Raw genomic sequence first — 17,243 nt, forward strand, 5'->3', positions numbered from 1 at the left:
TCAGCTCCGTCTCTCGTCTCCGTCGGCGGGCACGTCGTGCCCGTCGACGTGCGTCTCGTGCCCGTCCACGGGCGCCTCGTGCCCGTCCTCAGGCGTCTGGCCACCCTCGTCGAGCGCGTCGCGCCCGATGCCCGGTGTCTCCTCGTCCGTCACGGGCAGGGTCCACCGCACGGTGGTCCCGTCGCCGTCGGTCTGCGGGATCCAGATGCGACCCCCGTGGAACTCGACGATCTTCTTGCACAGCGCCAGCCCGATGCCCGTGCCCTCGTAGACGTCCTTGGCGTGCAGCCGCTGGAAGATCACGAAGACCCGCTCGACGTACTGCGGGTCGATCCCGATCCCGTTGTCACGCGCCTCGATCTCCCAGGCGCCGTCGACCCGGCGCGCCGAGACGTGCACCTGGGGAGGGCGGTCGGGGTGCCGGAACTTCACGGCGTTGCCGACGAGGTTCTGGAAGAGCTGGACGATCAGCGGCTCCTCGGCCCGAACCACGGGCAGGTCGTCGTGCGTGACGACGGCGCCCGCCTCCTCGATCCGCTCCGAGAGCTGGTCCTGCGCGCGCTCGAGCGCCGCTGCGAGGTCGACGTCGACGACCTCCCCTCCGACGCGTCCGACGCGCGAGAACCCGAGCAGGTCCTGGATGAGCCGCTGCATGCGCTTGGCCCCGTCGACCGCGAAGTCGATGTACTGGTCCGCGCGCTCGTCGAGCTGCCCGCCGTAGCGCTTCTGCAGCAGCTGCGTGAAGCTGGCGACCTTGCGCAGCGGCTCCTGCAGGTCGTGCGACGCCACGTACGCGAACTGCTCGAGGTCGCGGTTCGAGCGACGCAGCTCCTCGGCCTGCTCGGTGAGCCGCTGGTGCGCCTCGGTGATCTCCTGGCGGGACGAGCGCAGCTCGGCGAGCTGCGTGACCAGGCCGAGCCGCATCTGCTCGACGTCGGCCGCCAGCTCCTCGAGCTCCCCAGGCCCCTCGACGCGCACCACGTGGCTGAGGTCGCCGTCCGTCACGGCGCGGCTCGCCTGACCGAGCTGCGTCACCGGCACCAGGACCCAGCGTCGCAGCGCGAACCACAGCGAGGCGCCTGCCACGACGGCCGCGACGACGAGCAGCAGCACGAGGGCGCCCGTCGCGGACGTCCACCTCCCGAGCTCGGACACCGCGTCGACGCGGCTGGTGCGGACCTCCTGCACGTAGGACTCGACCGCGGCGCGCGCGTCGTCGAACAGCACCCGTCCCGCCTCGACGTCCTGCGGCGTGACGGCCTGCGTCCCTCCGGCGCGCACCTCGGCGACCAGCGGTGCGGCGAAGTCCTGGTGCCACCGTTCGGCGGCCGCCGCAGCGGCCCGCGCCTTCGCGACGAGGTCCGCGTCGGGGGCGTCCTGCTCGAGCTCCGAGGCCAGCAGCGTGAACGAGACCTCGGACTCGAGCGACCTCTCGTACGGCTCGAGGATGATCTCGTTCCCCGTGAGCGCGAAGCCGCGGACCGAGGTCTCGGCGTCCAGCAGGCGCGTGTACGCGGCGTCCGCGCCGGTCACCGCCTCGAAGTACAGACCGGTCACCTCCTGCTGGGCCGCCAGGGTCCGCGCGAGCACGAACCCCGCCAGCACGAGCACGACGCCCAGCAGCGCGCCCGCGGTCATCAGCAGCAGCGTCAGGCGGCGCCGCAGCGTCGTGGACCCGCGCGCAGCGGCTGCGACCGTCGCGGGGCTCATCCGTCCCACCCGATGAGCACCACGGCCGCGTCGTCGACGAGGTCTCCGCCGTGCAGCGCGCGGACTCCGGAGAGCATGCGCCCGAGCACGGGGTCCTCGTCGGGCCGCACGTCGCCGTCGGTCTCGACGACCCCGCGCATCGTCCGGTCCACGACCTCGAGCAGCCCGGCCTTGCCGAGCCGCCTGGTCCCGTCCCCGACCGTGGCCTCGAGCACGCCGTCGGTGTACAGCAGCAGGCGCCAGGAGTCGCCGAGGTCGAGCCGCTGCGCGGGCCAGCCGCCGCCCACGGGGATCCCGAGCGCCCGCCCTCGCTGACCCGCGGGGAGCAGGGCTGCGGGGGGCCCCAGACGCAGCGGGACGGGGTGTCCCGCGAGGTACAGGTCCGCGGTGCGCCGACCTGGCTGCACGGCGAGCATCGAGACCGTCGTGAAGATCTCCGGCTGCGAGCGCTCCGCCGCCAGCACGCGCTCGAGCAGGCCGAGGATGTCGTCGGCGGGGATCTCGGCGAGCACCAGCGTGCGCCACGCCGTGCGCAGGGTCGCGCCCAGGGCGGCCGCGTCCGGCCCGTGGCCGCACACGTCACCCACCATGGCCAGGACCGACCCGTCGGGTCGCTCGACGACGTCGTAGAAGTCCCCGCCGAGCAGCCCGTCACGCCCCGCGCGGTACCCGACGCGGACCTCCAGCCGGTCGTCCGTCACGGCCGGCGTCGGCAGGAGGGCGCGCTCCAGGCGGGTCGTCTCGGCTGCACGGACGAGGCTCTGGTAGAGGGCGCGCCCGGTGTCGTCCAGACGGCGGCGCTGCACGGCGTACCGCACGGCCCGGGCCAGCAGGCCGGGCTCGACGTCGCTCTTGACGAGGAAGTCCTGCGCGCCCGCGGCCACGGCCTCGACGCCCGCGTCCGTCCCGGTCAGTCCGGTGAGGACGACCACGGGTGGCGCACCCGCCGCGAGCACGCGCTGCAGCGCGCCGAGTCCCGTCGCGTCGGGGAGGCCGAGGTCGAGCAGGACGCAGTCGGCGTCGAGGTGCATGAGTGCCTCGTCCACCGTGCGCACCCACACCGTCTCGTGCGGCAGACCGCCGTCCTGGAGGTGCTCCCGCACGAGCACCGCGTCACCCTCGTCGTCCTCCACCACCAGGATGCGCAGGGGCGTGCCGTCGTCCCCGGGTGCACCGGACTGCACGTCCTCGTCGGGCGCCTGCGAGCCGTGCACGTGCGTCCCTTCGTCGGTGGTCGACGCACTGTAAGCCAGGAGCGGCTCGGAGACGTACTGCTGATCGCGCGTCGTTCGTGCCACGCAGGGGTGGCGACAGCGGATAATGGACGGCCGCCCGTGAGGGCGGGGCGCCGCGCGACCGTGCGGGGCGTCGCGACCGGGCGTGCGACCCGGCGCCTGGAGAGGTGCGGGCGGTGGCATCGATCGACAGCGAGCTCATGGGCGAGCAGCAGGTCGTCGACGGGCTGTACCGACGCCTCGACGAGCTGCGCGAGCAGTCACGCCGGCGTCTGGCGGCAGTGCGGCGCGCCGGTCCGTCGGGCTCGCCCCAGAACCGCTCGGAGCGCGACGCGTTCGCGACGCTGTACGAGGACAGGCTGGCGCAGCTGGAGTCGGTGGAGGACCGCCTCGCCTTCGGGCGCCTCGACCTGCGTGACGGCGAGAGCCGGTACATCGGGCGCATCGGGCTGAACGACGAGGAGCAGACCTCGTTGCTCACCGACTGGCGCGCCCCGGCCGCCCAGGCGTTCTACCGGGCGACGGCTGCGCACCCCGACGGTGTCGTGCGGCGTCGCCACCTGGTCACCACGGGTCGACGCGTGACGGGCCTGGAGGACGACGTGCTGGACCTCGACGCGCTCGTCGAGGCCGGCGTGGACCCGGCATCGCTCGCCGGGGCCTCGGGCGAGGGCGCGCTGATGGCTGCGCTGGGCGCGGCACGCACCGGCCGGATGGGCGACATCGTCGCGACGATCCAGGCCGAGCAGGACGCCGTCATCCGGTCCCCCCTGACGGGTGCGCTCGTCGTGCAGGGCGGACCGGGCACCGGCAAGACCGCCGTGGCGCTGCACCGGGCGGCGTACCTGCTCTACGCGCACCGGCGGCTCCTGGAGCGGTCGGGCGTGCTGATGGTGGGCCCCTCGCGCACCTTCCTGCGCTACATCGACCAGGTGCTGCCGTCCCTCGGGGAGACGGGCGTCGTCACGGCGACCATCGCGGACCTGTACCCGGGCGTCGAGGCGCGCGGGACGGAGCCGGCGGAGGTCGCGCGGCTCAAGGGCAGCGCCGTCATGGCGGAGGTCGTCCGGCGCGCCGTCCGCCAGCGCCAGCGCGTCCCGCAGCGTGCGACGCGCGTCCGCGTCGACGGGCGGACCGTCGTGGTGCGTCCGCAGGACGTCGCTGCCGCGATCGCCCGGGCACGCCGCCAGAACCGTCCGCACAACCAGGCGCGCGTGACGTTCGTCCGCGACATGCTGTCCCGGCTCGCCGAGCAGTACGTCCAGCAGCTCGGGTGGGACGTGCCGCCCGAGGACCGCGCGGAGATCGTCGAGGACCTGCGCACGACCCGCGAGATCCGGATCGCCCTGAACCTCGCGTGGATGCCGCTGACACCGCAGGGCCTGCTCACGGACCTGTGGACCAAGCCGCACCGGCTGGAGGCCGCGGCGCCCGAGCTGTCCGCGCACGAGCGGGCCGCGCTGGCCCGTCCGGCCGACGCACCGTGGACGCCGGCGGACGTGCCGCTCCTGGACGAGGCGGCCGAGCTGCTCGGTGAGGACGACCAGGCGGCCCGCGCGCAGGCCCGGGCCGACGCGGAGCGCCAGTCCGCCGAGATCGAGTACGCGCGGCAGGTGCTGCGCTCGACGGGCGCCGGCGACATGGTCTCGGCCGAGGAGCTCGCTGGTCGTTTCGCGAGCACGGGCCCGTCGCTGACCACTGCCGAGCGCGCCGCCGCCGACCGGTCGTGGACGTACGGCCACGTGGTCGTGGACGAGGCGCAGGAGCTGTCCTCGATGGCGTGGCGGGCCCTGCTGCGGCGCGTGCCGACACGGTCCCTGACGATCGTGGGTGACGTGGCGCAGACGTCAGCCCCGGGCGGGACCCACGACTGGGCGGCGATGCTCGACCCGCTGCTGCGCGGCTCGTGGCGGCTGGCGGAGCTGACCGTGAACTACCGGACCCCTGCCGTCGTCGCCGCCGCCGCGCGTCGGGTCGCCCTGGCCGCCGGCCTGCCCGTGAGCCCGCAGACCTCGGCGCGGGACGTCGCCGACGCCCTGACCTGCGAGCGCGTGCCCGACGAGGCGCAGCTCGCCACGGCCGCGGCGCACGTCGCCGACAGGCTGGCGGTCGAGGTCGGGGACGCCGCGGGGGCGGGACGCGTCGCCGTCGTGGCGACCGCCGACCAGGCGGACCGTGTCCGGGCCGCCCTGGCCACGACGGGCCGCACGGTGCCGGCGGGTGACGCGGTCGACCTGCAGGCCCCGCTCGTGGTCCTCACGCCCGCGCAGTCGAAGGGTCTGGAGTTCGACGTCGTGGTGCTCGTCGAGCCGGCGCAGGTGCTCGCCGGCTCTCCGGGCGACCTCTACGTCGCGATGACGCGACCGACGCACGCCCTGCACGTCCTGCACGCCCAGGACCTCCCGGACGGCTTCGCCGAGCCGTCGTGAGGCGCCCGTCCAGGCCGTCCAGGGCGCAAGTCATGACTTATCGTCACATCGTCATGGCAAACGTTTAGCCCGATTGACGCCGCTGCGGCGGCGACCCCATGGTCCTGCCCTGCCCCGGGCGTTCACCCGGCGTTCACCGGGGCGTCACGGCCGCGCAGGAGTCACCAGGGGGATCAGCGCACATGGACCAGCTCGTGCTCATCGGCGCGGACGTCGCAGGCATCAGCCTGCTGACATGGACCTACTTCCGACGGCACCGTCGTCGGGACCTCGTCGTCGCGTTCCTCGGCGTGAACGTCGGCGTGCTCGCCGTCGCCTCGACGCTCGGCTCCGCGACGATCGGCGCGGGTCTCGGCCTCGGGCTGTTCGGCGTCCTGTCGATCATCCGCCTGCGCTCGACGGAGATCGACCAGCGCGAGGTCGCCTACTACTTCGCCGCCCTCGCGCTCGGCATCCTGGGAGCGCTGCCGGGCCCGGTGCTGTGGCACTCGCTCGCCTTCATGGCGCTCCTGCTGCTCGCGGTGCTCGTCGCCGACCACCCCCGCGTCATGCGGCGCCACCAGCGCCAGGAGCTCGTGCTCGACGGCGCCGTTCTCGACCGCGTCGCCCTGGTGGCCCGCCTCGAGGGCATGCTGGGGGCGCGGGTCCACCAGGTCGCGGTGCAGCGCGTGGACCTCGTCAACGACACCACCTGGGTCGACGTCCGCTACGAGACGGTGCCGCCCGCGCGCCGGCGCGGCCACGTGCAGGCACCCCGCGAGACGGCCCGGACCTCGACGACGGGAGCCGCCTCGTGACGGCAGGTACCGACCTGCTCGAGGACCCCGTCGCCCGGCTCGTCCCGGTCGGCCTCGAGGAGCTGGTGGAACGCGCGGAGCTGCTGACCCGCGTCGACCGCAAGTACCTCGTGCCCCTCGACGACGTGGGCTCCCTCGTCCGCACCCTGCCGCGCGACGCGCAGGTGCTGGAGATCGCCTCGCGGCGGCTGTTCGAGTACGAGTCCGTGTACTTCGACACGCCGGACCTGCTCGCCTACCACCTCGCAGCCCACCGACGGCGACGGCGTTTCAAGGTCCGCACCCGCACCTACGTGGACTCGGCGCAGTGCTGGATCGAGGTGAAGACCCGGGGAGCACGCGGCACCACGATCAAGGACCGGGTGCCCCACCTGCTCGACGACCGCACCACGGTCGACCCCGCGACGCCGTTCGTGACCGCGACCCTCGCGGCGCACGGCATCGCGGGAGTCGAGGCGATGTCCTGGGTGCCGACGCTCCTGACCCGGTACCGACGGGCCACGATCCTGCTGCCGGACTCCGACAGCCGGCTGACGGTCGACGTCGACCTGCTCTGGCACGACGGGCACCGGCCCCTGCGGCTGCAGGGGCTCGCGGTCGTCGAGACGAAGACGGGCTCGACGGCGTCGGCCGCCGACCGCCTGCTGTGGGCGCACGGTCACCGCCCGCTGAGCATCTCGAAGTACGCGACGGGCCTGGCCGCCCTGCGGCCCGAGCTGCCCGCGACCCGGTGGCGGCGCACGCTGCGCCGCGACCTCCTGCCGTACAGCGTGGGCGCCGTCGAGGCGTACGCGCACAGCTGACGCACCGCCACCGAGGAGACGACGATGTCACGACGGACAGCCCGCACGCTCACGGCGGGAGTGCTGGCCAGTGTGCTGGCGATCCCCCTGCTCGCCCCGTCGGCCGCCACCGGCGCGCCGGCGCCCGCGGCCGCTGCGGCCGCGGTCGATGCCGGCCTGGCCGGCGACGTGACGTTCTCCGTGCCGAGCAAGGCGTTCACCGGGACGCTGCAGGTCACGCTGGGGACGTCGGTCGCGGGGGCCCAGGTCCGCTACACGACGGACGGTTCGACCCCGACCGCGTCCTCCCCCGTCGCCTCGGGGCCCCTGAGCCTCACGCGCAGCACGGAGGTGCGGGCCCAGGCGTTCGTCGGCGGCGCCGCCACCGGCGAGCCGGGTTCCGCCCAGTACGTGGCGACGAACGTCACGACGAGCCACGACCTGCCCGTGCTGGTGCTCGACTCCTTCGGCAAGGGCGCCGTCGGCGACGACTACCACGCGTCCGCGGTCATCGAGCTGCAGCCCCAGGGCGGCTCCACCACCCTGACGGCCGACCCCGCGCTCGTCACCCGTGCCGGGTACCGCCTGCGCGGGCAGTCCAGCCGCATGTTCGACAAGAAGCCGTACCGCCTCGAGCTGTGGGACAACGCGGGCGGCGACAACGACCTGCCGTTCTTCGGGATGCCGGCCGAGTCGGACTGGGCGCTGCGCGGGCCGTTCGCCGACAAGTCGCTGGTCCGCGAGGCGCTCATGCTCGACCTCGGGCGCGAGATGGGCCTGCACACGCCGCGCTACCGGCTCGTCGAGGTGTACGTGAACGACGACGCGCAGCCGGTCGCCGCGAACGACTACCGCGGCGTGTACATGCTCGAGGAGACGATCAAGAACCAGAAGAACCGGCTGGACCTCAAGAAGCTCGACCCCGAGGACGTCACGTCCCCGAAGGTCGAGGGCGGCTACATCATCAAGTTCGAGTGGCTCGCGTCCGAGCAGCCCCTGGTGCCGTGCAAGGGCACCTCGAGGTGCTGGGCGGACCTGGAGGTCCACGACCCGGACGACCTGGTCCCGGCCCAGCTCGACTACATCGCCACGTACGTCGGCCGCGTCAACGACGCGATCCACGCACCGAACCGCGCCGACCCGACGACGGGCTACCCGTCCCTGATCGACGTCGACTCGTTCGTCGACCTGGTGATCGTCAACGAGCTCAGCCGCGACATGGACGCCTACTACCGCAGCCAGTACTTCTACAAGGACCGTGGCGGCCTGCTGACTGCCGGTCCGCTCTGGGACTTCGACCTCACCCTCGGCGTCGGCGGGTACTTTCAGAACGACCAGGTGTCCGGCTGGCAGTACCAGCAGACGCGCCAGAACCCCCCGACCGACTGGTTCACGGTGCTCATGAGCGACCCGACGTTCGTCAACCGGGTCAAGGTGCGGTGGCAGGAGCTGCGCCGCGGACCGCTGACCGACTCGTCGCTGCGCTCGCGCGTGTCGACGCTCACGGCACCGCTGTCGGGTGCGGCCGCGCGCAACTTCCAGCGGTACCCCAACCTGTCCACCCAGATGATCGGGCCGTTCATCACGCCCACCGCCGGTTCCTGGAGCGGGCAGGTGTCGTTCATGCAGGACTGGATGCTGCGGCGCGCCGCCTGGCTCGACACCACCGCGGCATGGGGCGGACCGACCGACCCGGTCCCCACACCGACGAGCTCGCCGACCCCGACCGCGTCACCCACGGCGACCGTGTCTCCGACCGCCACCGCGTCGCCCACCGCCACGGCGTCGCCGACCGCCACCGCGTCGCCCACCGCCACCGCGTCACCGACGCCCACCGGCGCCCCCGGTGGCCAGGCGTGCACGGCGACCTTCCGGGCCGTCTCCACGTGGCCGGGCGGCTTCCAGGGTGAGGTCACCGTCACGGCAGGTGCCGCCGCGCTCACGGGCTGGACGGTCACGCTCGGCCTGCCCGCGGGCACGAGCGTCAACCAGTCGTGGAACGCGACGCTGAGCGGCACGGGAACGGCGCTGACGGCTCGCAACGTGGCGTGGAACGGTGCGCTCGGCGCCCGTGCCGCGACCACGTTCGGGTTCATCGGGTCGGGGACCGGCGGCAGCCCCACGCTGACCTGCGCGGCCGCCTGACACGCGGACTCACGGGGACCGCCCGGGACCGCAGCTGCGGTCCCGGGCGGTCTCGTCCGTCCTTCGGGACGGCTTTGGTCCACGGCACGGGACGGGAGCACCATGGGGCGTGCCTACCGCCCTGCTGCTCGAGAACCTGCACCCGCACGCCCGGACGATCCTCGAGACCGCCGGCTTCGACGTCGTGACGCGCACCGGCGCGCTCGACGAGTCCGAGCTCGTCGAGGCGCTCGCCGGTGTCCAGGTGCTGGGCATCCGGTCCAAGACGAACGTGACGGCCGACGTGCTGGCCGCCGCACCCGACCTCGAGGCCGTGGGCGCGTTCTGCATCGGCACCAACCAGATCGACCTGCACGCCGCTGCGAGCCGCGGCATCGCCGTGTTCAACGCGCCGTTCTCGAACACCCGTTCCGTGGTCGAGATCGCGATCGCCGACATCATCTCGCTGACGCGCCGCCTGACGGTCTTCGACAAGGAGATGCACGCGGGCGTCTGGAACAAGTCCGCGACGGGCGCCCACGAGGTGCGCGGGCGCACGCTCGGCATCATCGGGTACGGCAACATCGGCACGCAGCTGTCGGTCCTCGCCGAGAACCTCGGCATGTCGGTCGTGTTCTACGACTCGTCCGAGAAGCTCGCCCTCGGCAACGCCCGGCGCATGAGCACGCTCGACGAGCTGCTCGAGACCGCGGACGTCGTCACGCTGCACGTCGACGGGCGAGCGGGCAACGCCGGCATGTTCGGGGCCAAGCAGATCGCACGCATGCGGCCCGGCTCGATCTTCCTCAACCTCTCGCGCGGGTTCGTCGTCGACTACGCGGCGCTGCGGGACGCGATCCTCTCGGGCCAGGTCGCCGGTGCCGCGGTCGACGTCTTCCCGGACGAGCCCAAGCGCAAGGGCGACCCGTTCGAGTCCGAGCTGCGTGGACTGCCGAACGTCATCCTCACGCCCCACACGGGCGGCTCGACCGAGGAGGCGCAGGAGGCGATCGGGCAGTTCGTCGCGAACAAGGTCCGGGACTACCTGACGACCGGTTCGACGAACCTGTCCGTCAACCTCCCGAACCTGGCGCTCGACCAGCGTCCCGACGCCCACCGCGTCGCCTACCTGCACCGCAACGTCCCGGGCGTGCTCGCGACGATCAACGCCACCCTTGCCGAGCACGGCGTCAACATCGAGGGTCAGCTCCTCGCGACGCGCGGTGAGCTCGGCTACGTCGTCACGGACGTCTCGTCCCCGGTCGCGACCGACGTCGTGGACGTCCTGGCAGGGCGGCCGGAGTCGCTGCGCCTGCGCCTCCTCGACTGACGGGCACCTGAACGACGCGGGGCCGCGCAGCGTGTTCGCTGCGCGGCCCCGCGTCGTTCGACCCGAGGGTCGGTGCTCGTCAGGCCGAGCCGGACTTGCGCTGGAACCGACGCTGCGTCGGCCCCGCCGTCTCCGCACCATGGACGGCGCCCGTGTTCCGGTTCCCGTCCGCCGTGGGGTGTCCCTGGCTCTTCTTGCGCTCGAGCGCGGCCCGGAACTTCTCCTTGGCCTCGTCGCTCACGGCCGAGGGTCGGTCGTCCTGCGTCATGTGATCGTCCTCCACTCGCCGACGTGGTCGTCGGCGGTCCCAGCGTGGTCGACTCGGCGCCCGGACGCCAGCCCATTGGCCCCTCGGACGCCGGGGGCGCGTCAGGAGGTCGCGGAGGAACCCTGCGCGGGAGCCTCGACGTCACCGGCGTCGGTGCGTCCGGCGCGCAGGGCGGAGATCGCGGTCTCGAAGTCCTCGAGCGAGTCGAACGCCTGGTACACGCTCGCGAAACGCAGGTACGCGACCTCGTCCAGGTCGCGCAGCGGACCGAGGATCGCCAGACCGATCTCGTAGGCGTCGATCTCGGCGGAGCCCGCGGCACGCAGGTTCTCCTCGACCTTCTGCGCCAGCAGCGCGAGGTCGTCCTCGCTCACGGGTCTGCCCTGGCACGCCTTGCGCACCCCGTTCGCGATCTTCTCGCGGCTGAAGGGCTCCGTCGCCCCGGACCGCTTGACGACCGACAGGCTCGCCGTCTCGATCGTCGTGAAGCGGCGATGGCAGTTCGGGCACTGGCGCCGTCGCCGGATCGAGGCGCCGTCGTCGGACGTGCGGGAGTCGACCACACGGGAGTCGGGGTGCCGGCAGAACGGACAGTGCACAGCGGACCTCTCGGCATGGCTCGGATGACGCCCGCAGCGACCATGCCGTGCGGACGCAGGCGACGCTAGGGCGTCACGTCCGGCACCGCAACACGCGTCGCGCGGCACGCCTCGACCTCATCCGACAGGAACGACGATCCTCTGGCCCGCCTGGAGCCCTGCCGACGGCAGGTCGTTGAGCGCCATCAGCTGCAGGACCACGTCACGCACGTCCTCCCCCGGCGCCGCGACGTCCTCGGCGATCCCCCACAGCGTCTGCCCGGGCGCCACCTCGACGCGCCGCACCTCCGTCGCGGCGACCGGCCCGTCGGCCTGGGCGGAGGCCGCAGCCCCGCCGACACCGCCGGCGAGCGCGATCCCGAGGAGCCACACGACAGCGCGGCCCCGGCGGGTCAGACGCAGCGGCGCGGGAGACGGCTCCGAGCGCCGTGCGACACTGCGGGACGCGGAGGCCGCAGGGGCGCGCCGGTCGGTCACCGTGCGGGCCGCCGGCCCACCAGCGGTCCACGGCCGGATCGTTCCCCGCACCACCGGTGCGATCGCCGTCGCGCTCATCTCGAGCCCCTCTCCTCGTTCGCCCTCGCCTGCGCCGACCTGCCTCCGGTCGCCGCGGCGTTCCGCCGAACACCCTCGCTCTCGAACATGTGTTCGTCGAACGTACGTACGATGTCTACCAGAGGTGACCGACATCCGTCGAGACACGCTCGAACAGATGTTTGATCCGCTCCGGTCCCACCCCTAGGGTGAGTGCTGCGACGAGTGCACCACCGACCACTGACATCGCACCGCCCGCCCGCCACGCAGCTGACGTACCAGGGCGGGAGCGAGCTACGGCTGTCGGCCCCGGTGCCCGTCGCGCGCGGCGCCCGTCACGGGCCTGTGACGGACCGACGGCAGGAGGCGCAGTGGACGTGCACGACGGTGTGACGACGCAGCAGGGAGGGCCGCGCGAACGAGCGACGGTCACGTCCATCGACCCGGACGCAGCGCCCGGCGACGGGCTGACGACGCGGCAGCGGCTCGTCCTGGACACGGTGCGGGCGTCCGTCGAGCAGCGCGGCTACCCGCCGAGCATGCGGGAGATCGGCGACGCCGTCGGGCTCACGAGCCCCTCGAGCGTGAAGCACCAGCTCACGGCGCTCGAGCGCAAGGGGTACCTCCGCCGGGACCCCAACCGCCCGCGTGCGATCGAGGTGGTGCAGCCCGACGACGCGCGCGCCGTCGGGCCGTGGGCGGCCCGGACGGACCGTTCCACCCTCGGCCCCGACACGCCGGAGCGCGACAACGCCCCGGCACCGTCCTACGTGCCGGTCGTGGGACGCATCGCCGCCGGCGGTCCGATCCTCGCCGAGCAGGTCGTGGAGGACGTGTTCCCCCTGCCCCGCCAGCTCGTCGGGGAGGGGGAGCTCTTCCTGCTCAAGGTCGCCGGGGACTCGATGATCGACGCCGCCATCTGCGACGGCGACTGGGTCGTCGTGCGCCGCCAGCCCGTCGCCGAGAACGGCGAGATCGTGGCGGCCATGATCGACGGCGAGGCGACCGTCAAGACCTTCAAGCGGACGGACGGCCACGTCTGGCTGCTGCCGCACAACCCGGCCTACGCACCCATCGACGGTGCCGGTGCGACGGTTCTCGGGCGCGTCGTGAGCGTCCTGCGCAGCCTGTAGCCCGGTGCGCGGCGCGGTCCGGGATTCCTCCCCGACCGCGCCGCCGACACGGGACCGCGTCGTCCCCGGGGACCCGGCGTCAGAACCCGAAGCGCCGCGCGACCGAGCGCACGGCCTCGGCGGAGCGCCGCATGCCGAGGACCTCGTCGGAGGACATCGGTACCTCGAGCCGTTCCGTCACGCCTGCCGAGCCGACGATCGTGGGCACGCTCAGGCACACGTCGGACATGCCGAGGTACCCGTCGAGCAGCGACGACACGGGCAGCACGCGCCGCTCGTCCTTCAGCACGGCCTCGATGATGCGCGACCCGGCCAGCGCGATGGCGTAGTTCGTCGCGCCCTTGCCCTCGATGATCCGGTAGGCCGACTCGACGACCTCGCGCGCGATCGCGTCACGGACCTCGCGCGTGAGCGCACCGTTACCGCCGGTGCCCTCCCAGTCCAGGATCGGCACGGCACCGATGGTCGCCGAGCTCCACAGCGGGAGCTCGCTGTCGCCGTGCTCCCCGGCGACGTAGGCGTGGACGTTCTGCACCGCGACGCCCGTGTGCCGGGCGATGAGGTAGCGGAGACGCGACGAGTCCAGGACCGTGCCCGACCCGAACAGCTGGGACGGCGGCAACCCGGAGATCTTCAGCGCCGCGTACGTCACCACGTCGACCGGGTTGGTCACCATCACGTAGACCGCGTGCGGCGCGACCTCGACGACACCGGGCAGGACCTTGCTCACGAGCGAGATCGTCGCCTCGGCCAGGTCGAGACGCGACTGACCGGGCTTCTGCTTCGCGCCGGCGGTGAACATCACGATGTCGCAGTCCGCCATGACCGACACGTCGTCCGAGCCCACGACCTCGGCCATGGACATGAACTGGATGCCGTGCGACAGGTCGAGGACCTCCGCGTCGACCTTGGCACGGTTGACGTCGAGCAGCGCGACCGTGCGTGCGGCCCCCCGCATCAGTGCCGCGTAGGCCATCGTGGACCCGACGGCACCGGCACCGACGATGCCGATCTTGGAGGTGCGCCGCTGCACGGACGGGGGGGTGCTGAGGGCGTACTCGTCGCCCTCGAGGTCGTCGGCCATGTCCTTGGTGTCCCCTCGTCACGGGCGCGGTGCCAGCTGGGCCGGCCCGCCCGGTCCGGCGCGGCCCCTGACCTGAGGCTAGTCCGAATCCCGCAGGCGACGCAGCGCGGCGAGCACCACCTCACGGTCGGTCGTCCGCCAGAACGGCGGCATCGAGCGCTGCAGGAACTCCCCGTACCGGGCCGTCGCGAGGCGCGGGTCGAGGACGGCGACGACGCCGCGATCCTCACCCGTGCGCACGAGCCGGCCCGCGCCCTGCGCGAGCAGCAGCGCGGCGTGGGTGGCCGACACCGACATGAAGCCGTTGCCGCCCGCGGCGGCGACCGCGTCGGAGCGTGCCGAGCGCACGGGGTCGTCGGGCCGCGGGAAGGGGATGCGGTCGATGAGCACGAGCCGGCACGCCGGACCCGGCACGTCGACGCCCTGCCACAGCGAGAGCGTCCCGAACAGGCACGTGGGCTCGTCCGCGGCGAACCGGGCGACCAGCGTGGGGAGCTGGTCGTCGCCCTGCAGCAGGACCGGCACGTCGAGGCGTTCACGCATCGCCTCGGCTGCGACGGTCGCCGCGCGGCGCGACGTGAAGAGCCCGAGCGTCCGGCCGCCGGCCGCCTCGACGAGCGTCGCGATCTCGTCGAGCTGCGCGTCCGTCGCCGCGTCGCGGCCGGGTGGCGGCAGCCGACGCGCGATGTAGCAGATGCCCTGCCGCGGGTAGTCGAACGGGCTGCCGACGTCGAGGCCGCGCCAGGACGCCACGCCGTCGGAAGCGGGCGCCGCGGCAGGCGACGCGGCGCCGTCCCGTCCCGCCGTCGGCGCGCCGGCGTCGGGTGCCCGCGACACGCCCCCGAGAGCCGCCGGGCCCACGGGGGCCGCGTCGGGCCGCAGCGCGAGCCCGACCGAGCGCGCGGCCGGGTCGAACGAGCCGCCGAGGGTCAGCGTCGCCGACGTCAGGACCGCGGTGCGTCCGGTGAGCAGGTGCGTGCGCACGAGCCCGGCGACCGCCAGGGGCGCCGCGTGCAGCCGGGTGGTCGGTATCCCCCGACGGTCCTCGCCCCGCGCGCACCACAGCACGGTCGACGCGTTCTGCTCGGGGTCCGCCGCCATCCGCTCGGCGACCTCGAACAGGGCGAGCATCGCCGAGACCGCCATCTTGCGGCCACCGTCGTCGCGCGTCGCCGAGTCGGGCTTGAGCGCCGTCATCAGCGTCCGCGCGGCGTCCCGGACCGCCGCGACGGCGAGCTGCACGTCCTCGGGCAGACCCCGCGGGAACCGCCCCTCGGGCAGCGGCACGATGACGCTCGCGAGGTGCTGCGCGGCGGTGTCGAGGTCCGTCGTGGGGATGCCGCCGTGCCGGCGCGCGAGGCGCGCGGCGTGCTCGATGGTCGGCAGCGAGAGCTCGGCCGTCGCCTGCGCGGTGACCCGGTCGGCCAGCTCGTGCGCCTCGTCGACGATCACGACCTGGTGCTCGGGCAGCACCCCGGGTGACCCGGACGCCGCGATGCCCAGCATGGCGTGGTTCGTGACGACGACGTCGGCCTCGCGCGACCGCGCCCGCGCCGCCTCGGGGAAGCACTCGGCGAGCATCGGGCACACACCGCCGAGGCACTCCATGGCCGTGACCGACACCTGCCGCCACGCGCGGTCGGTCACGCCGGGGACGAGCTCGTCACGGTCGCCCGTGGCCGTCTCGGCGGCCCAGGCGCGCGCCCGCACGACCTGCTCGCCGAGCGTCTCGCGCTCCGTGTCACCGTCCCCCTCCACGGGAGCAGGGTGCTCGGCGGCACCGGGCGGCTCGGGGACGTCGAACAGGGTCCCCTGGTCGTCGGACGGGTAGCCACCGGCGACCTTGTGGACGCACAGGTAGTTGTGCCAGCCCTTGAGCAGGGCGATGTTCGCGGCGCGCGGCAGGCGGGAGGCGAGGGCGGTGGTGACCAGTGGCAGGTCGCGCGTCAGGACCTGGCGCTGCAGCGCCAGGGTCGCGGTGGACACGACGACGCGCTCGTCGGCCTGCACGGCATGACGCACGGCGGGTACGAGGTAGCCGAGCGACTTCCCGGTACCGGTGCCGGCCTGCACGAGCAGGTGCTCCCCCGTGCGCAACGCGTCGGCGACGGCCTGCGCCATCGCGTGCTGCCCGTCCCGCCGTCCGCCGCCGAGGGCGCCGACGGCCAGGTCGAGCAGGTCGTCGACCTCGGCGGCCGCCTGGGCGGCGCGTGCGCCGTCGGCAGCGTCCGGGACGGACGGCGGATCTGGCTCGAGCACCGCGTCAGCGTAGTCGCGCCCACCGACGCCCGCGTCCGCCGTGGCGGCCCGAGGCGTCAGACGGTGCGCGCTGCAGCCTCGAGCTCGGCCGCCAGGCCCGCGTCGACGCGGGCCCGCAGCCGCGTGCCCGTCGCCGTGTGCTCCTCGACGTCGATCTCGCCGTTCTCGTGCACGCGGTTGACGAGGTCGCCTCGCGTGTACGGCACGACGACCTCGACCTGCACGCCGGGCCGCGGGAGCTGGTCCGCGATCAGCGCGCCGAGCTCCTCGATCCCCTCGCCGGTGCGTGCCGAGACGACGATCGAGTGCACCTCGCGCGAGCGGAGGCGGGCCACCGCCTCCGGCGAGGCGAGGTCCGCCTTGTTGAGGACGATGATCTCGGGCACGTCCATCGCGCCCGGGATGTCCGCGAAGACGTGCCTGACGGCGGCGATCTGCCCCTCCGGGTCCGGGTGCGCCGCGTCGACGACGTGCAGGATCAGGTCGGCCGCCGCCACCTCCTCGAGCGTGGAGCGGAACGCCTCGACGAGCTGGTGGGGCAGGTGACGCACGAACCCGACCGTGTCGACGAGCGTGTACACGCGCCCGTCGGCGGCCTCGGCACGCCGCACCGTGGGGTCCAGCGTCGCGAACAGCGCGTTCTCCACCAGCACGCCGGCGTGCGTCAGCCGGTTGAGCAACGACGACTTGCCGGCGTTCGTGTACCCCGCGATCGCGACGGACGGGATCGCGTTGCGCTCCCGCGAGGCGCGCTTGGTGGCGCGCGCGGGCGCCATCGCCGCGATCTCGCGGCGCAGCTTCGCCATGCGGGTGCGGATGCGGCGCCGGTCCAGCTCGATCTTCGTCTCACCGGGACCGCGCGACCCCATGCCTGCGCCCGCACCGCCGACCTGTCCACCGGCCTGCCGGCTCATCGACTCGCCCCAGCCGCGCAGGCGCGGCAGCAGGTACTCGAGCTG

Annotated in this window: 14 protein-coding genes; 6 read left to right on the forward strand and 8 right to left on the reverse strand. The window is 73.6% G+C overall.

What is annotated here, in order from left to right:
* On the reverse strand, positions 1 to 1,710 hold the full coding sequence (locus IR158_RS18025; RefSeq protein ID WP_291815473.1) for an ATP-binding protein: 1,710 nt from the start codon (positions 1,708 to 1,710) through the stop codon (positions 1 to 3).
* Positions 1,707 to 3,008 carry a SpoIIE family protein phosphatase gene (locus IR158_RS18030; RefSeq protein ID WP_291815475.1) on the reverse strand — a complete coding sequence of 434 codons (1,302 nt, stop codon included), beginning with the start codon at positions 3,006 to 3,008 and terminating at the stop codon, positions 1,707 to 1,709. Before IR158_RS18030 ends, IR158_RS18025 begins: the two co-directional genes overlap by 4 nt.
* A gap of 137 nt (positions 3,009 to 3,145) precedes the next feature.
* On the opposite strand from IR158_RS18030, the gene IR158_RS18035 reads away from it, so the two are divergent.
* From IR158_RS18035 to serA, 5 genes are all read left to right on the forward strand, one after another.
* Positions 3,146 to 5,374, forward strand: coding sequence for an AAA family ATPase (locus IR158_RS18035; RefSeq protein WP_291815526.1), 2,229 nt, complete (start codon positions 3,146 to 3,148; stop codon positions 5,372 to 5,374).
* A 182-nt stretch (positions 5,375 to 5,556) separates the two neighbouring features.
* Positions 5,557 to 6,171, forward strand: coding sequence for a DUF4956 domain-containing protein (locus IR158_RS18040; RefSeq protein ID WP_291815477.1), 615 nt, complete (start codon positions 5,557 to 5,559; stop codon positions 6,169 to 6,171).
* On the forward strand, positions 6,168 to 6,974 hold the full coding sequence (locus tag IR158_RS18045; RefSeq protein WP_291815479.1) for a polyphosphate polymerase domain-containing protein: 807 nt from the start codon (positions 6,168 to 6,170) through the stop codon (positions 6,972 to 6,974). Before IR158_RS18040 ends, IR158_RS18045 begins: the two co-directional genes overlap by 4 nt.
* A gap of 24 nt (positions 6,975 to 6,998) precedes the next feature.
* Positions 6,999 to 9,098 (forward strand): CotH kinase family protein, encoded by a 2,100-nt coding sequence (locus IR158_RS18050; RefSeq protein ID WP_291815481.1) that lies wholly within the window; start codon positions 6,999 to 7,001, stop codon positions 9,096 to 9,098.
* Between the two features lie 109 nt (positions 9,099 to 9,207).
* Positions 9,208 to 10,407 carry a phosphoglycerate dehydrogenase gene (gene serA, locus IR158_RS18055; protein WP_291815484.1) on the forward strand — a complete coding sequence of 400 codons (1,200 nt, stop codon included), beginning with the start codon at positions 9,208 to 9,210 and terminating at the stop codon, positions 10,405 to 10,407.
* Positions 10,408 to 10,486: 79 nt separating this feature from the next.
* Here the strand turns inward: serA and IR158_RS18060 are convergent, their stop codons facing one another.
* From IR158_RS18060 to IR158_RS18070, 3 genes are all read right to left on the reverse strand, one after another.
* On the reverse strand, positions 10,487 to 10,675 hold the full coding sequence (locus tag IR158_RS18060; protein WP_291815486.1) for a DUF5302 domain-containing protein: 189 nt from the start codon (positions 10,673 to 10,675) through the stop codon (positions 10,487 to 10,489).
* A gap of 101 nt (positions 10,676 to 10,776) precedes the next feature.
* Positions 10,777 to 11,274 (reverse strand): transcriptional regulator NrdR, encoded by a 498-nt coding sequence (nrdR, locus tag IR158_RS18065; RefSeq protein WP_291815490.1) that lies wholly within the window; start codon positions 11,272 to 11,274, stop codon positions 10,777 to 10,779.
* Between the two features lie 117 nt (positions 11,275 to 11,391).
* Positions 11,392 to 11,829 carry a LysM peptidoglycan-binding domain-containing protein gene (locus IR158_RS18070; protein ID WP_291815493.1) on the reverse strand — a complete coding sequence of 146 codons (438 nt, stop codon included), beginning with the start codon at positions 11,827 to 11,829 and terminating at the stop codon, positions 11,392 to 11,394.
* Between the two features lie 416 nt (positions 11,830 to 12,245).
* Here IR158_RS18070 and lexA point away from each other — a divergent pair, with 416 nt between their 5' ends.
* Complete coding sequence (gene lexA / locus IR158_RS18075) at positions 12,246 to 12,941, forward strand: transcriptional repressor LexA (RefSeq protein ID WP_291815529.1); 696 nt, start codon at positions 12,246 to 12,248, stop codon at positions 12,939 to 12,941.
* A 79-nt stretch (positions 12,942 to 13,020) separates the two neighbouring features.
* Here the strand turns inward: lexA and IR158_RS18080 are convergent, their stop codons facing one another.
* From IR158_RS18080 to hflX, 3 genes are all read right to left on the reverse strand, one after another.
* Entirely contained in the window at positions 13,021 to 14,025 is a 1,005-nt protein-coding gene (locus tag IR158_RS18080) for an L-lactate dehydrogenase (RefSeq protein ID WP_291815495.1), read from the reverse strand.
* Between the two features lie 78 nt (positions 14,026 to 14,103).
* Entirely contained in the window at positions 14,104 to 16,284 is a 2,181-nt protein-coding gene (locus IR158_RS18085; protein ID WP_291815498.1) for an ATP-dependent DNA helicase, read from the reverse strand.
* Positions 16,285 to 16,340: 56 nt separating this feature from the next.
* Positions 16,341 to 17,243: GTPase HflX (gene hflX, locus IR158_RS18090; RefSeq protein ID WP_291815501.1), on the reverse strand; the 903-nt coding region annotated here is incomplete at its 5' end.

The organism is Cellulomonas sp., from assembly GCF_015234515.1.
GTDB lineage: Bacteria > Actinomycetota > Actinomycetes > Actinomycetales > Cellulomonadaceae > Cellulomonas.

Excerpts from the sequence above, each read along its gene's own strand:
- IR158_RS18025 (WP_291815473.1), bottom strand. The coding sequence starts at position 1,710 with ATGAGCCCCGCGACGGTCGCAGCCGCTGCGCGCGGGTCCACGACGCTG.
- IR158_RS18035 (WP_291815526.1), top strand. The coding sequence starts at position 3,146 with ATGGGCGAGCAGCAGGTCGTCGACGGGCTGTACCGACGCCTCGACGAG.
- IR158_RS18040 (WP_291815477.1), top strand. The coding sequence starts at position 5,557 with ATGGACCAGCTCGTGCTCATCGGCGCGGACGTCGCAGGCATCAGCCTG.
- IR158_RS18050 (WP_291815481.1), top strand. The coding sequence starts at position 6,999 with ATGTCACGACGGACAGCCCGCACGCTCACGGCGGGAGTGCTGGCCAGT.
- IR158_RS18060 (WP_291815486.1), bottom strand. The coding sequence starts at position 10,675 with ATGACGCAGGACGACCGACCCTCGGCCGTGAGCGACGAGGCCAAGGAG.
- IR158_RS18070 (WP_291815493.1), bottom strand. The coding sequence starts at position 11,829 with ATGAGCGCGACGGCGATCGCACCGGTGGTGCGGGGAACGATCCGGCCG.
- IR158_RS18080 (WP_291815495.1), bottom strand. The coding sequence starts at position 14,025 with ATGGCCGACGACCTCGAGGGCGACGAGTACGCCCTCAGCACCCCCCCG.